Annotated in this window: 14 protein-coding genes and 1 tRNA gene; 12 read left to right on the forward strand and 3 right to left on the reverse strand. The window is 54.9% G+C overall.

Going from position 1 to position 13806, the window contains the following annotated elements; translation table 11 throughout:
- The first annotated feature begins 7 nt into the window (after positions 1-7).
- From pssA to G4V39_RS01320, 12 genes are all read left to right on the forward strand, one after another.
- The gene (gene pssA / locus G4V39_RS01265) at positions 8-781 is read left to right on the forward strand and encodes a CDP-diacylglycerol--serine O-phosphatidyltransferase (protein WP_166031207.1); all 774 of its coding nucleotides are present in this window, start codon (positions 8-10) and stop codon (positions 779-781) included.
- Between the two features lie 62 nt (positions 782-843).
- A complete protein-coding gene (locus G4V39_RS01270) occupies positions 844-2400 on the forward strand; it encodes a 2-isopropylmalate synthase (protein ID WP_166031208.1) in 1557 nt (518 codons plus the stop codon).
- Between the two features lie 9 nt (positions 2401-2409).
- Complete coding sequence (gene leuC, locus G4V39_RS01275) at positions 2410-3687, forward strand: 3-isopropylmalate dehydratase large subunit (protein WP_210412140.1); 1278 nt, start codon at positions 2410-2412, stop codon at positions 3685-3687.
- Between the two features lie 9 nt (positions 3688-3696).
- A complete protein-coding gene (gene leuD, locus G4V39_RS01280; RefSeq protein WP_166031209.1) occupies positions 3697-4209 on the forward strand; it encodes a 3-isopropylmalate dehydratase small subunit in 513 nt (170 codons plus the stop codon).
- Between the two features lie 45 nt (positions 4210-4254).
- Positions 4255-4331: transfer RNA gene (locus G4V39_RS01285), tRNA-Arg, on the forward strand.
- Between the two features lie 197 nt (positions 4332-4528).
- Positions 4529-5059 carry a type I restriction enzyme HsdR N-terminal domain-containing protein gene (locus G4V39_RS01290; protein WP_166031210.1) on the forward strand — a complete coding sequence of 177 codons (531 nt, stop codon included), beginning with the start codon at positions 4529-4531 and terminating at the stop codon, positions 5057-5059.
- A gap of 210 nt (positions 5060-5269) precedes the next feature.
- On the forward strand, positions 5270-6412 hold the full coding sequence (locus tag G4V39_RS01295) for an ABC transporter substrate-binding protein (protein WP_166031211.1): 1143 nt from the start codon (positions 5270-5272) through the stop codon (positions 6410-6412).
- Positions 6413-6511: 99 nt separating this feature from the next.
- Positions 6512-7387 (forward strand): branched-chain amino acid ABC transporter permease, encoded by an 876-nt coding sequence (locus G4V39_RS01300; RefSeq protein ID WP_166031212.1) that lies wholly within the window; start codon positions 6512-6514, stop codon positions 7385-7387.
- Positions 7387-8343, forward strand: coding sequence for a branched-chain amino acid ABC transporter permease (locus tag G4V39_RS01305; RefSeq protein WP_166031213.1), 957 nt, complete (start codon positions 7387-7389; stop codon positions 8341-8343). The genes G4V39_RS01300 and G4V39_RS01305 overlap by 1 nt, the downstream gene beginning before the upstream one ends.
- Entirely contained in the window at positions 8328-9089 is a 762-nt protein-coding gene (locus G4V39_RS01310) for an ABC transporter ATP-binding protein (protein ID WP_246169700.1), read from the forward strand. Before G4V39_RS01305 ends, G4V39_RS01310 begins: the two co-directional genes overlap by 16 nt.
- Positions 9090-9094: 5 nt before the next feature.
- A complete protein-coding gene (locus G4V39_RS01315; protein ID WP_166031214.1) occupies positions 9095-9832 on the forward strand; it encodes an ABC transporter ATP-binding protein in 738 nt (245 codons plus the stop codon).
- Positions 9774-11084: a phenylacetate--CoA ligase family protein gene (locus tag G4V39_RS01320; protein WP_166031215.1), complete on the forward strand. Its 1311-nt coding sequence runs from the start codon at positions 9774-9776 to the stop codon at positions 11082-11084. Before G4V39_RS01315 ends, G4V39_RS01320 begins: the two co-directional genes overlap by 59 nt.
- Here G4V39_RS01320 and G4V39_RS01325 read toward each other — a convergent pair.
- Genes G4V39_RS01325 through G4V39_RS01335 form a run of 3 tightly spaced genes read right to left on the reverse strand, consistent with a single transcriptional unit; the run spans position 11081 to position 13802 of the window.
- On the reverse strand, positions 11081-11926 hold the full coding sequence (locus tag G4V39_RS01325) for an SDH family Clp fold serine proteinase (protein WP_166031216.1): 846 nt from the start codon (positions 11924-11926) through the stop codon (positions 11081-11083). The two genes, G4V39_RS01320 and G4V39_RS01325, sit on opposite strands and share 4 nt — an antisense overlap.
- A gap of 15 nt (positions 11927-11941) precedes the next feature.
- Positions 11942-12694, reverse strand: coding sequence for a rhomboid family intramembrane serine protease (locus tag G4V39_RS01330; protein ID WP_166031217.1), 753 nt, complete (start codon positions 12692-12694; stop codon positions 11942-11944).
- 40 nt (positions 12695-12734) lie between these two features.
- On the reverse strand, positions 12735-13802 hold the full coding sequence (locus tag G4V39_RS01335) for a haloacid dehalogenase-like hydrolase (protein WP_166031218.1): 1068 nt from the start codon (positions 13800-13802) through the stop codon (positions 12735-12737).
- Positions 13803-13806: the final 4 nt, after the last annotated feature.

Consider the following 13806-nt stretch of genomic DNA (forward strand, 5'->3'; position numbering starts at 1 on the left):
AGAAAAGATGTCTGTTAGTCGAGAGAGGCACTATCGTAAAGGCCAGGAGCCTCCAAGCCGAAAGGGAGTCTTTTTGCTGCCCAGCCTCTTTACCACAGCCAGTCTTTTCTCTGGCTTCTATGCCCTTATTGCCGCCATAAATGGAGACTTCCTTCGGGCCGCAGTGGCTGTTATCTGCGCGGCCATCTTTGATATCCTCGATGGCCGAGTGGCCAGGGCGACCCACACCGTCTCGCGTTTTGGCACTGAATATGATTCTCTCTCTGACCTGGTCTCCTTCGGAGTTGCTCCAGCCATTTTGGCCTTCCTCTGGGCCCTCAAGCCTTATGGTCGCTTTGGCTGGCTGGCCGCCTTTCTTTATGTGGCCACTACCGCCCTAAGGCTGGCCCGTTTTAACATCCAAACAGGGATCGATCGCCGCTTTTTTGTCGGGCTTCCAAGTCCGGCGGCGGCAGGAATGGTAGCAACCTCTGTTCTCTTCTCCCACTATCTGGGGGCCGATGGTCCGGTAAAACATATCTCTGTCCTGGCCATGATTTACCTTCTTTCATATCTCATGGTCAGTAATATTCGTTACTATAGCTTCAAAACCCTGGGCTTTCTTAACCAGAGGCCATTTTACACCCTGGTAGCCTTTGTCCTTATTTTCATCGTGGTGGCCACTGAGCCCCAGGTGACTCTCTTCTTTTTGGCCGCAGCCTATGTCCTCTCTGGCCCTCTCTTATTCCTCTCCTACCTTCTCCGGAGGAGAAGGGAAGAGTCCTCAGCGGCTACATCCTGATTTTTGTCTGTTTCTGATTTATAATTTAGAATGATTCTAGATTATTTAAAGGAGAGTAAATCATGTCCGAAAGAGTATATATCTTTGACACCACCCTGAGAGACGGGGAGCAGTCCCCCGGGGTTTCCCTCAACGTAGAAGAAAAGCTCCGTATCGCCCAGCAGCTTGAGCGTCTTAAGGTAGATGTTATTGAGGCAGGCTTTCCGGTAGCCTCTCCCGGAGACTTTGAGGCTGTAAAGAGAATCGCCGATGAGGTTAGGGGGCTAGAGGTAGCCGCTCTGGCCCGGGCTAATCAGAGAGATATAGATACCGCCTGGGAGGCCATAAAGAGAGCAGCTTCTCCCCGAATTCACACCTTCATTGCCACCAGTGATATTCACCTGAAATACAAACTTCGCAAAAGCCGGGAAGAGGTTTTGGAGCTAGCCGTATCTGCGGTAAAACATGCCTCCTCTTATACATCCAATGTGGAATTTTCAGCGGAAGATGCCACTCGAAGCGATCTGGCCTTTCTGGCCCAGGTGGTAGAGGCGGTCATTGAGGCCGGGGCCCGGGTGGTCAACATTCCGGATACCGTAGGCTACACCGTGCCCCATGAGTATGAGCGGATCATCTCTTATCTTAAGGAACACGTGGCCAATATCGACCGGGCCATCATCAGTGTCCACTGTCACAATGATTTGGGGCTGGCTGTGGCCAACTCGGTGGCTGCCATCCGGGCCGGGGCCCGACAGATTGAGTGCACCATAAATGGTATTGGGGAGCGAGCGGGCAATGCGGCCATGGAGGAAATCGTTATGATCCTTCGCACCCGTCAAGACGTCTTCCCCTACCATACCGAGATAAATACCCGGCAGATTGTCCCTACCAGTCGTCTGGTAAGTCATCTTACAGGGATGGTGGTTCAACCCAATAAGGCCATCGTGGGGGCCAATGCCTTTGCCCACGAGTCCGGTATTCATCAGGATGGCGTTCTTAAGGAACGAAGCACCTACGAGATCATGAGCCCCGAGGACGTAGGCTGGAGCAAAAGCGCCATTGTCCTTGGGAAGCACTCCGGTCGTCATGCCCTTAAGGCCAAACTGGAGGAGCTCGGCTATCATCTTGCTGATGAAGAACTTGATCGGGTCTTTAGAAGATTTAAAGAGCTGGCAGACAAGAAACAGGAGATCTTTGACGAGGACATCGAGGCCATCGTCGCCGACGAAGTCTTTCGGTTGCCGGATAAATACGAACTCAAGTACCTTAACGTTATCTCGGGGACGACAACCATCCCTACGGCCATGGTTGAAGTCTCTATAGAAGGGCAGGGGACAAAAAGGCTGGCCGGTTTCGGGGTAGGGCCCATCGACGCCGCCTACAATGTCCTGGCTCAGATCACCGGTACCGCCAGCCGGCTTCTTAGGTTCTCGGTGACTTCCATCACCGGTGGCACCGATGCCCAGGGTGAGGTAACGGTACGGCTAGAAGAAGGAGGCCAGGTGGTTATGGGGCAGGGGGCCGATTCAGACATCATCGTGGCCGCGGCCAAGGCCTATCTCAACGCCCTCAACCGCTTGGAGAGGCTAAAGAAGAAAAATGAACGCCAGGTCCAAGGAATGTGCCCAGCAAAAGTGTAGGAGGAAGCTATGCCCAGACCAATGACCATTGCCGAAAAGATTCTTGCCAGTCATGCGGGAAAAGAGTGGGTAGAACCGGGAGAACTCATCGAGGTAGATGTAGATTTGGCCTTGGGGAACGACATCACTGCTCCCATTGCCATCCGGGTTTTTCGGGAGACAGGGGTTCCCCGCGTTTTTGATCGGGAGAAAATTGCCTTGGTGGCTGATCATTTCGTCCCCAATAAAGATATCAAGAGTGCTGAACAGGCCAAAATGCTTCGGGATTTCGCTAAAGAGCAGGGGATTGTCCACCATTACGATGGGGGACAAATGGGCATCGAACACGTCCTTCTGCCGGAAAAAGGGCTGGTTCTTCCAGGCGACGTGGTCATCGGAGCCGACTCGCATACCTGTACCTACGGGGCCCTGGGGGCCTTTGCTACCGGGGTGGGATCCACCGATCTGGCCGCTACCTGGATCTCCGGGAAGACCTGGTTTAAGGTCCCAGAGACCATCCGTTTTGTTTACCACGGCCAAAGGAGGCCCTGGGTCACAGGGAAGGACCTTATTCTCCACACTATCGGTGACATTGGGGTAGATGGGGCCCTTTACAAGGTGATGGAATTTGCTGGAGAGGCCATCAGGAAACTACCCATGGCCGACCGCTTTTCCATGAGCAATATGGCTATTGAGGCCGGGGGTAAGGCCGGTCTCATCGAACCTGATCGAATCACCCTTAATTGGGTCCGTCGGCGGGCCAAAAGGGATTTTAGGGTCTTTAAAAGCGACAAGAAGGCCCGGTACCTGGAGGTAAGAGACTATGATGTTGCCCGAATTGAACCCCAGGTAGCCTTTCCCCACCTACCATCTAACACCAAGCCCATCTCTGAGGTGGGGCGAATAGACCTGGATCAGGTCTTCATCGGCTCCTGCACTAATGGACGTCTGGAAGACCTGGCCATTGCCGCCAAGATTCTTAAAGGCCGCCGGGTCAATTCCAACCTGAGGCTGATTATCATTCCGGCCACCCCCCATGTCTGGTCAGAGGCCTTAAGGCGTGGTTACTTGCGGGTTTTTATGGAGGCCGGTGCGGTTATCGGCCCTCCTACGTGTGGTCCATGTCTCGGAGGCCATATGGGAATCCTGGCCCGCGGCGAAAGGGCCCTGGCCACTACTAACCGCAACTTTGTCGGTCGGATGGGGCATCCTGAAAGCGAGGTCTATTTGGCCAGCCCCGCCGTAGCCGCGGCCAGTGCCGTTCTGGGCTATATAGCCAGCCCTGAGGAGCTAGGAATCAAAGAATAGGAGGAGAGAATGAAGTTTCGCGGGCGAGTCTTTAAGTTTGGAGACAATATCGACACCGATGCCATTATCCCGGCGCGTTATCTGAACACCTCAGACCCAGATGAGCTGGCCAAACACTGCATGGAGGATGCCGACCCCGAGTTTGCCCAGAAGGTCAGGCCGGGGGATATCATTGTTGCTGGGGCCAACTTTGGCTGCGGCTCCTCCAGAGAGCATGCCCCTATCGCCATCAAGGCCGCCGGAGTCTCCTGTGTCATCGCCAAAAGTTTCGCCCGGATCTTCTACCGCAACGCCTTTAACATGGGGCTTCCTATTTTTGAGAGCCAGGAGGCGGCCGAGGAAATCAAAACCGGCGATGAGATCGAGGTGAATGCTGAAACAGGGGAGATTCACAATCTGACCACTGGCAAGACCTACCGCTGCCAGCCGATTCCCGAATTTATGCGCAACCTGTTAAAAGAGGGCGGCTTGATCCCATACATCATGAAGAAGTATCAGGACAAAGCGGCCACCAGCCCTTGATTGACAAGGACTGAAGAGGTGGTTAATTAAAAGCACACTTAACGAGGGCACGTAGCTCAGTAGGACAGAGCGTTGGCCTCCGGAGCCAGAGGTCGTGGGTTCGAATCCCGCCGTGCCCTCCATTCAGCCCTTAGACCTTCCTTAGACCAGTCTGATTTAAACCCGGCCGCCCCTCAGGGGAAGAAAAAATTATCTGGGTTCTTTAATTTTACATAATATATCTTATCAGACGTTTTATGCTGGGGGAGTCGCGAATGCTTGCCCTCTGGGCCATTGACGGCTATCTTCGGTCAAGAACACCGGGAAGTACCGAGAGATCATGTCAGAGTGTGATTGCTGCCTGGGACCAAGCGGAGAGATTATAGATCTCCTCACAGGAGAACCGGTTCCCGACCTTGATCGGGAAAGGATCAAGCAGAAGATCCTCAAATTTCTCCTTGAACAAAAGGGCTATCGCAAAGAAGACTTCCTCCCCAACGTGGACCTTGATGTTCGGGCCGGCGACAAGATCCTTACCGCCCGCCTGGATCTGGTGGTCCAAATAGACGGCCGACCGGCAATGATTATCCGTTGCGCTCCCGGATCCGTAGTCAGCCGAGAACGCGGAACCATTGCCGCCGCCAGGCTTCTCAAAAAGGAGTACATCATCCCGGTGGCTATTCAGGCCTCGGCCCAGGAGGCAGCCATCCTGGACCCAATCAACAAAAAGGCCGTGGCCTACGGCTGGGAGCACATTCCCTCAAGAGAAGAGCTCACCTCTCTCCTTAAAGGCTGGACTCCTACCGCCCTTCCCCCAGGCCGCCGCCCACAAGAAGAACGAATCCTTTTCGCCTACGATGCCCACACCTGACCAGGCACCTGTCCGGTGCGGCCCGCACCGAAAGAAGAGCAGCCTGCAACCTAAAATAAAGTTTAAAAATCAAGCACAACTATTCATTTTAGCGAAAACATTTTCATGAACATATCTGCCCAGATCCCTTGGATCTCTTTTCGTTGACACCGGCAGTCTTTGAAAGCTATCATCCCGGCAATCTAAAAATTTTCTATAAGGAGGGATTCCATGAAGAGATTCTTCTCGCTTGCCTTGCTCCTGGCCTGGCTGGCCGGTGTCGGCTCGGCCCTGGCGACCCAGGCCTACCGAATAGGTGCTGTCTTCTCCATCACCGGCCCGACCTCCTTTATCGGGGAGCCAGAGCGCAATACCCTAGAGATGATGGTTGAGGAAATCAACAAGGCCGGCGGGATAAATGGTCACCCCCTGGAGGCCATCATATATGATACCGAAGGTGATGAAACCAACGCCGTCAAAAAGGTCCAGCGGCTTATTTCCAGGGACCGGGTTCTGGCCATTATCGGCCCCAGCCGTACAGGAACTACCATGGCCGTGATCCCCTTTGTGGAACGTTATCGAGTCCCTCTGATCTCCTGCGCCGCTGGCGTTAAGATTACCGAGCCGGTAAAGCCCTGGGTTTTTAAGACCCCTCAGACCGATCGCATGGCCGTAAAGCGCATCTATGGCCACCTGAAGAAAAAGGGCCTTAAGCGCGTGGCCATCATCACTGCCTCCACCGGTTTTGGTCAAAGCGGCCGAGAGGAGCTGAAGAGATTGGCCCCCGAGTTCGGCATCGAGCTGGTGGCCGACGAGATCTTCGGCCCCAAAGACGTGGACATGACCCCTCAGCTAACCAGGATAAGAGGGCTTAAACCCCAGGCGGTCATCTGTTGGGGAACCAATCCTGGGCCGGCCATTGTGGCCAAAAACATGCGTCAGCTAGGGTTCAATGTTCCCCTTTATATGAGCCATGGAGTGGCCTCGAAAAAATTCATCCAGCTAGCCGGGCCAGCCGCTGAGGGAATTATCCTTCCGGCAGGGAAAATCTTGGTAGCCGATAAGCTTCCCGACTCTGACCCCCAGAAGGCCATCCTTTTAGAATACATTGCCAAATACAAGGCCCGCTACGGCCAGGAGCCGTCTGCCTTTGGTGGTCATGCCTATGACGCCCTTGGGCTTCTGGTAAGGGCCCTTAAGGAAGCCGGGGCCGACCGAGCCAAGATCAGACAGGCCCTGGAGAACATTAAAGGCTTTGTCGGAATCCATGGAATCTTCAATATGTCTCCCCAGGATCACAACGGTCTTGATGAAAAAGAGGCCTTTGTCATGGTGGTAATCAAAAACGGCAACTGGGAACTCCTCAAAGACTGATATCTTCAAAGGGCCCGGGGAAGAGCCCCCGGGCCCTGCCTTGATGGTCGCCCTTCCCTGTGGCATACTCCGGCCTCAAATCTCTGAGGCCTTTTCTCTATGAGTGAACTTCTACAATATCTGTTCTCCGGACTCACCAATGGGGCCATCTACGCCCTTATCGCCCTGGGCTTTACCATCATCTTTAACGCCACCGAGGTTATAAATTTCGCCCAGGGTGAATTTGTTATGTTGGGGGCCATGATTTTGGCCACCCTCTGCCAACACACCTCTCTCCCCCTGCCCCTGGCCTTTGTGATCACCATGGCCATTGTGGCCGCAGTGGGAGTAATGATGGAACGCCTCACCATTAGGCCCGCCAGAAAGGCCAGCCCCCTGGTTCTGATCATCATCACCATTGGGGTATCCATCCTCATCAAGGGAGTGGCCATGCTTATCTGGGGCAAAGACCCTTTACCTGTTCCGGCCTTCTCCGGTGAGAAGCCCATATTCATTATGGGAGCCACCCTGATCCCCCAAGGCCTCTGGGTCCTGGGGGTAGGGCTGGTAGCTGTAGCCCTTACCCAGTGGTTCTTTCAGGGAACCATTATGGGTAAGGCCATGAGGGCCTGCGCTGTGAGTCAGCGGGCAGCCAGCCTGATAGGGATTAACGTCTCCCCTCTTGTTCTCATCTCCTTTGCCTTGAGTGCAGCCACCTCGGCCATTGCCGGCATGGTCATCTCACCCATTACCTTTGCCACCTATGATATGGGCACCATGCTGGGCCTCAAGGGCTTTTGCGCCGCTGTTCTAGGCGGCCTGGGAAGTGGATTGGGGTCCATAATGGGAGGCTTCCTTTTGGGGATCCTTGAGTCCTTAGCCGCTGGCTTGATATCTTCGGCCTATAAAGACGCCGTGGCCTTCTTCATCCTCATCTTGGTGCTCCTTCTCCGTCCCCAGGGTCTTTTCGGACTCAAGGAGGTTAAGAAGCTCTGATGCCTGGCTTCAAGAAGGATCACCTCGGAGTTTTAGGACTTTTGGTCTTTACCCTGGTGGTTCCTTTTGCCATCCAAAATGACTATCACCTTAACGTCTTGGTTATCCTGGGCATAAACGCCATTATCGTCGTAGGACTATCTCTCCTCATGGGCTATGCCGGTCAGGTCTCCCTTGGACATGCCGCCTTCTACGGTTTAGGGGCCTATACTTCAGGGATCTTGACCGCCACCTATGGTCTCAACCAGCCCCTGGCTTGGCTGGCCGCGCTCTGTTTTTCCGCTCTGGTGGCCTTAATCCTGGCCCTGGCGACCCTGAGGCTAAAGGGACATTATCTGGCCATGGCCACCCTCGGCTTTGGGGTCATTGTCTATGTCTTCTTTAAGGAGATGACCTGGCTCACCGGCGGGCCCTCTGGTCTGGTGGGCATCCCCTTGCTCAAGATCATGGGCCATGAGCTAACCAAACCGGTGGAATATTTTCTTCTTATCTGGGGGATCCTGACTTTTGTTTGTTTCATGGCGGTAAATCTGGTGGATTCTCCCTTCGGCAAATCCCTTATGGCCATCCACACCAGCGAGGCTGCGGCCCAGGCCATGGGCATTAATACCATGAGACTCAAGGTGATTGTCTTTGTGCTCAGCGCTGTTCTGGCCGCCCTGGCCGGTGTCCTTTACGCCCATTTCGTTACCTTTATCTCCCCTACTTCCTTTGGTTTTATCTTCTCTGTCAAGCTAGTGACCATGGTGGTCATTGGAGGAATGGCCAATCTCTGGGGGGCCCTAGCCGGCACAGTCCTTCTAACGGTGCTGCCAGAGTTCTTAGTAGTTCTGGAAGACTATGACGTAATAGTCTTTGGTCTCATCCTGGTAGTGGTGATGATTTTCATGCCTGAAGGCCTCATTCGGGGTCTTTTAGCCCTAACCAGAGGAGGAAACCTGTGGCGAACCAGGTAATTCTCTCGGTAAAGGGGCTTCAGAAGGCCTTCGGCGGCCTTATGGCCGTATCCCAGGTGGATTTCGACATCCGGGCCGGGCAAATAAAGGCCCTTATTGGCCCCAATGGTAGCGGCAAGACCACCACCTTTAACCTCATCACCGGCCATTATCGACCAGATGCAGGGGAGATCCTCTTTGAGGGAGAACAGATCACCGTACTGCCGCCCCACGAAATTGCCCGCCGTGGCATCGCCCGAACATTCCAGAACCTGGAACTTTTTGAGAACATGACCGTCTTAGAAAATGTTCTCATCGGTCTCTACCTCCGGGCCGGAGTAAGCACCCTTGGGGCCCTGGTAAGGGCGCCCTCTTGGTGGCGCAAGGAAAAGGCTGCCCAAGATAAGGCCCTGGAGATCTTAGAACGCTTCGGTTTGGCCGCCAGGGCCCAAGAGCCGGTGGCCAACCTGCCCTTCGGACTCCAGCGCTTTGTGGAGATCGCCCGGGCCCTGGCCACCTCTCCCAAGGTCCTCCTTCTGGATGAGGCCGCCTCCGGCCTTGACGGCCGGGAGAAGGAAATCCTCTGTGAACATATCCTGGAGATACGTCGCTCCGGGGTCACCATCTTCATGGTCGAACACGACATGAATATGACCATGAACCTGGCTGAAGAGGTGGTGGTTCTCGACCATGGTCAGAAGATAGCCGAAGGCACCCCTCGGGAGATCCAGCGTCATCCAGAGGTCATCGCCGTCTATCTGGGGTAGCTGTCATGCTGAAGATCAAAAATCTTTACACTGCCTATGGAAGGATTCTGGTCTTAAAGAATGTCTCTCTTCATGTGGATCGGGGAGAGATAGTCTGTCTCATAGGGGCCAACGGAGCCGGGAAGACCACCCTGCTCCTGACCGTCTCCGGCCTGGTTTCAGCCCGGGAAGGAGAGATTTTCTTTGAAGGGGTCCCCATCCACCACCTTGCTCCCCATCAAATTGTCCGCCTGGGAATCTCCCAGGTGCCTGAAGGTCGCCAGATATTCGCTCCCCTTACTGTCCGGGAGAACCTGGAGCTGGGGGCCTATCATCGCTGGCGTCAGGAGGGCAAGAGGGCCGTTCTGGCCGATTTGGAAGAAGTCTATCGGCTCTTTCCTCGCCTTAAAGAACGCGAAAAACAGCTTGCGGGAACCCTTTCCGGTGGAGAACAGCAAATGTTGGCCATTGGTCGGGCCTTTATGGCTCGCCCCAAACTGCTGCTCCTTGATGAGCCTTCCCTGGGGCTGGCCCCTAAGCTGGTGGACTTTATCATGGAAAAGATCCTGGAGCTCAATCGCCAAGGGTTGACCATTCTCATTGTGGAACAAAACGCCCGCCGGGCCCTGGAGATCGCCCACCGGGGCTATGTGCTTGAGACTGGACGCATTGTGCTCCAGGGATCCGCCCAGGAGCTGGCCCTAGATGAAGATGTCCGTCGAGCCTACCTGGGCCGAGACTATAAAGAATTTGCGGAGGTCTGAGATGGACCGCAATATCGAACACCTTTCCCCAGAAGACCTTAACCAATGGCAGGCCGAACTCCTCCAGAGCACCATTAACCGTGTCTATGAGCGGGTCCCCTTTTATCGCAAACTTATGGACGAGGCCGGAATCGGGCCAGAGGAGATAAAAGGCCTTGAGGATATCACCCGCCTACCTTTCACCACCCGCCAGGAACTGGCAGCAAACTATCCCTACGATCACTTTGCCGTACCCCTGAAAGACATCATCCGCATCCACGTTTTCCCCGGAGTCCACGAACGACCAGTGGTCAGGGGCTACACTCGAGCCGATGTCCTGGCCCGCCAGGAACTGGTTACCCGTTTTCTCAAGGCCTGCGGGGTAGGCCCGGAGGACATCGTTCAGATATGCCTTGAAAGAGGCATGGCTGTCTGGGGAGAGGAACTTCGCCAGGGGGCCGAGTCCCTGGGAGCAGTAGTTATTCCCCCGGACCCGGTTTCGCCGGCCAACCAGCTCCTGGTCATGGGGGATTTTAAGACCAGCGTCCTTATCACCACCCCTTCATATGGGCTTCATCTCCTGGATTGGCTGCGGGAAAACGGGGTTAAGAAACCCCTTTTTCTCAGGAGAGGCATCTTTGTAGGAGAGACCTTGACCGATTCGGCCCGCAGAGAGCTTGAGGAAGGGTTCGGCATCGAGGCCCTATCGGGCTATGGCATCATTGAGGCCGCCGGCCCTGGCATGGCCTATGAATGCGAGGCGCGAGACGGACTCCATCTGGCCGCCGACCACATCATCGCTGAGATTATTGATCCCGAAAGCCAGGCCCCCCTTCCCCCTGGAGAAGAGGGAGAGCTGGTGGTCACCACCCTTTCAGTTAAGGCCAACCCCCTTATCCGCTTCCGCACCGGGGATCGAACAAAGATCATCCCAGAGAAGTGCCCCTGCGGCCGCACCACTCCGCGGATTGCCCCTATTAGTGGGCGCACCGACGAACTTCTGGTTATCAGGGGAGTTAAGCTTTCGCGGGAGATTCTGGGCAAACTGATCTCCCAAACCCTAAAAGAGAGGGAGGTCTCCTTTGAGGTAGAGATCAAAACCAGACGTCATCTTCAGACCTTAGAGATAAAAATAGCCATGTCACCTGATATTTTTGTCGAGAGCATCCCCGGTCTTCACCAGCGTCTTTCCCAGGTGGAGGCGGCCATTCTGGAGACGGTGGGCCTCCCCGTCAAGGTGACCTTCGTTGAGGCCACCTCCCGTAATGGCTAAAAGAAGAGCCCTGTCCCCTGCCCTCCCTCATGTCCCTTACGGGGGGTGGGAAGAAACTCCACGGAGGGTTGCTGTCTTACCGGCTGGGGAAAGAGGCTCATCAGCTGGTAGATCTCCGTAGGCATGTCCTTACTTACCGGAAGCCCCAGACGCTGGGCCTCATCAAAGGTGATGGGATAATCGTGGGTCCAGCGGCCCTGAGAGAGCGTCTCGGCCAGCTCCTCCACCCTTTGGGGCTCATATTTGCCGGCCAGAAGCTCCGAGAGGTTGGCCTTCATCTGCCTTAAGGCCTTTTCGGCCATGTCAGCCATAATCAAGGTCTGATCATCGACTTTATCCAGAGGCTTTTCCCTGACCACCCGAACCAGAGAAGCCGCCGGAAACTGACCAAGCTGAGGGTCCACCGGACCAAGGACGGCGTGCTCGTCCATGACAATCTCATCAGCAGCCAAGGCGATAAGGGTGCCTCCACTCATGGCGTAGTGGGGGATAAAGGCCGTTACCTTGGCAGGGTGGCGCTTAACGGCCCGGGCTATTTGAAGGGCTGCCAGCACTAACCCTCCCGGGGTATGAAGAATCAGGTCAATGGGGACGTCCTTATCGGTGAGGTGAATAGCCCTGATGACCTGCTCAGAATCATTGACGTCTATGTAACGAACAATGGGAAAACCAAGGAGACTCATGGTCTCCTGACGATGCACCAGGAGTATAACCCGTGAACCCCGAGATTTTTCGATCTTGGCGATCATTCGCTGTCTGGCCGCCTCCAGAAAACGCTGCCTCAAGATGGGCTGAAGGGCGGTAATCATAAAAAACAGCCAGAAAATATCAAAAACGTTCATCTCTTGCCTCCGAGGTCAACGATAGTTTTGGTGTCCCTGGGGCCAGTTAACCCCCCAGGGTATAGATTCGTCTGGATAGTAGCGACACGGTCTCCCCCGACTGAGGAAGAAACGATAAAGGATAACTCCGGCCACGAACCCTCCGACATGGGCCCACCAGGCGATTCCTCCGTGGGCGGCCGGCAAGGCCAGACTCAGGGTGCCACTGGTAAGCTGGATGAGGAACCAGAGACCCAGATAAAGGATGGCCGGAAGTTCAAAGAAGAAGGGAAAGAAAAATATAGGAATCATAACAATTATGCGGGCCAGGGGGAAAAGGGCATAGTAGGCCCCCATGACGCCAGATATAGCCCCCGAGGCTCCGATAGTGGGAACAGTAGAATGAGGGTTTAAAAGCACGTGGACCACCCCGGCAGCCAGGCCGCAGAGGAGATAGAAGATCAGAAAACGCCAGGGCCCCATCTGATCTTCGACGTTGTCGCCGAAGATCCAGAGTGTCCACATATTGCCAATGAAGTGGACCCAGCTTCCGTGAAGAAACATGGAGGTAAGAAAGGGCCAGTAGTCATCCATGGCCAGCCCAAACCAAACGGCCCAGTCAGGGTGGGTATAGCGGGCCGGGACTATACCAAACAGGTAGAAAAAATGCTCCAGACTCTCCCTGGGGAGACTGAGCTCGTAGAGAAAGACCAGGGTGTTAAGACCAATAAGGCCCCAGGTAACAAGAGGGGGACACCTTCTGGGAATGCTGTCCTGAATAGGTATCATCTCGGCAAAAGATAAGCCCGCCCTAAAAACTGACAAGGGGTTAACCCAAGGCCCCGATGGCCACCCCTCTTACTGCCTTACGGGCGTTCTCGCTTATTTCTATTAAGCGGGGGAGATCTTCCTCCCTGACCTCGTAGATCTCAAAGGGTTTGTCCAGCCCGCTCTGGATCTCCGGAGGCAGGAGAGACAGAAGGGCTGAATCTCGCCGAAGCCCTCTCAGGGCCTGACGCCCCCTCTGACGATAGATTTCTACCATCAGGGCAATCACCCGGACATCATAGGCCACCACGGCCACCTCCGCCGCCCGGAGGGCATAGCGATTCCCGTTAAAGGAGACCGAAAGCCCTCCTGCCCGCCGCACCTCCTCAAGGGCCGGAGCATCGGTAATGCTGTCTCCCACGTAGATGGCCGATGAAAGCGGAAGCCCCACCCTTTGAGCCGCTTCTTCTGTGGCTCGGGCCTTCTCCTGCCCCCCGACAGGATTGACCTCCTTTAGAAGGCGCCCTACCGAAAGTCGCGGAAGAAGAGAAAAGAATATCTCATCCAGACGCTCAAAGACCTGACGCATCTCAGGCTCGAGATCATCCGGCCCCTTGGCCCCCTCAGGCCAATCCAGAAGAGGCATGGCGGCGATCTCCTGGGCCAGCTCCTCAAGAATTCGCCTTTCTTCTTCGGAAAGCCCCTGGGAGTCAAGATCAACCTCGGTGCAGAAGACATTCTCCGGAGGGAAGGAACAGGCCTCACAGAGGGCATCAAGATAGGGACGATAGCTGGTAGAGATAATAAAGGTAGGGTACCTCTCTTTAGCCCAGGCCAGAAACTCGCAGGCCCCGGGAAGAAGCCTCAAAGTCTTGCGAGAAAAGCGCCGGATCTCCTGATTGGTAAGGCCAAAGGCCTTAAAAAAGGGAAGGATAAGGCGCAAGGTGTCCCCGGCCTTATAACCGGGGCGTTTGAGGACATCGGCCAGAAAGTCATCGTATCGGCTCACCCGGGCAAAAAAACCTCCCCCGTGGGGGATAAAGGCCTCGGCCATCTCAAAGGCGTTGTCGTTTTGAGTTATGGGACCCTCACAGTCAAGGCAAATGAATAATCGAGGAAGGTCACTCATAACC

The organism is Thermosulfuriphilus ammonigenes (assembly GCF_011207455.1).
In the GTDB taxonomy this organism is placed as follows: Bacteria; Desulfobacterota; Thermodesulfobacteria; order Thermodesulfobacteriales; family ST65; genus Thermosulfuriphilus; species Thermosulfuriphilus ammonigenes.

What these genes read in the sequence shown, in the direction of transcription:
- G4V39_RS01300 (WP_166031212.1), top strand. Translation starts at nt 6,512, where the DNA reads ATGAGTGAACTTCTACAATATCTGTTCTCCGGACTCACCAATGGGGCC.
- G4V39_RS01330 (WP_166031217.1), bottom strand. Translation starts at nt 12,694, where the DNA reads ATGATACCTATTCAGGACAGCATTCCCAGAAGGTGTCCCCCTCTTGTT.
- leuC (WP_210412140.1), top strand. Translation starts at nt 2,410, where the DNA reads ATGCCCAGACCAATGACCATTGCCGAAAAGATTCTTGCCAGTCATGCG.
- G4V39_RS01270 (WP_166031208.1), top strand. Translation starts at nt 844, where the DNA reads ATGTCCGAAAGAGTATATATCTTTGACACCACCCTGAGAGACGGGGAG.
- G4V39_RS01335 (WP_166031218.1), bottom strand. Translation starts at nt 13,802, where the DNA reads ATGAGTGACCTTCCTCGATTATTCATTTGCCTTGACTGTGAGGGTCCC.
- G4V39_RS01290 (WP_166031210.1), top strand. Translation starts at nt 4,529, where the DNA reads ATGTCAGAGTGTGATTGCTGCCTGGGACCAAGCGGAGAGATTATAGAT.
- leuD (WP_166031209.1), top strand. Translation starts at nt 3,697, where the DNA reads ATGAAGTTTCGCGGGCGAGTCTTTAAGTTTGGAGACAATATCGACACC.
- G4V39_RS01320 (WP_166031215.1), top strand. Translation starts at nt 9,774, where the DNA reads ATGAAGATGTCCGTCGAGCCTACCTGGGCCGAGACTATAAAGAATTTG.
- G4V39_RS01295 (WP_166031211.1), top strand. Translation starts at nt 5,270, where the DNA reads ATGAAGAGATTCTTCTCGCTTGCCTTGCTCCTGGCCTGGCTGGCCGGT.
- G4V39_RS01305 (WP_166031213.1), top strand. Translation starts at nt 7,387, where the DNA reads ATGCCTGGCTTCAAGAAGGATCACCTCGGAGTTTTAGGACTTTTGGTC.
- pssA (WP_166031207.1), top strand. Translation starts at nt 8, where the DNA reads ATGTCTGTTAGTCGAGAGAGGCACTATCGTAAAGGCCAGGAGCCTCCA.
- G4V39_RS01315 (WP_166031214.1), top strand. Translation starts at nt 9,095, where the DNA reads ATGCTGAAGATCAAAAATCTTTACACTGCCTATGGAAGGATTCTGGTC.
- G4V39_RS01325 (WP_166031216.1), bottom strand. Translation starts at nt 11,926, where the DNA reads ATGAACGTTTTTGATATTTTCTGGCTGTTTTTTATGATTACCGCCCTT.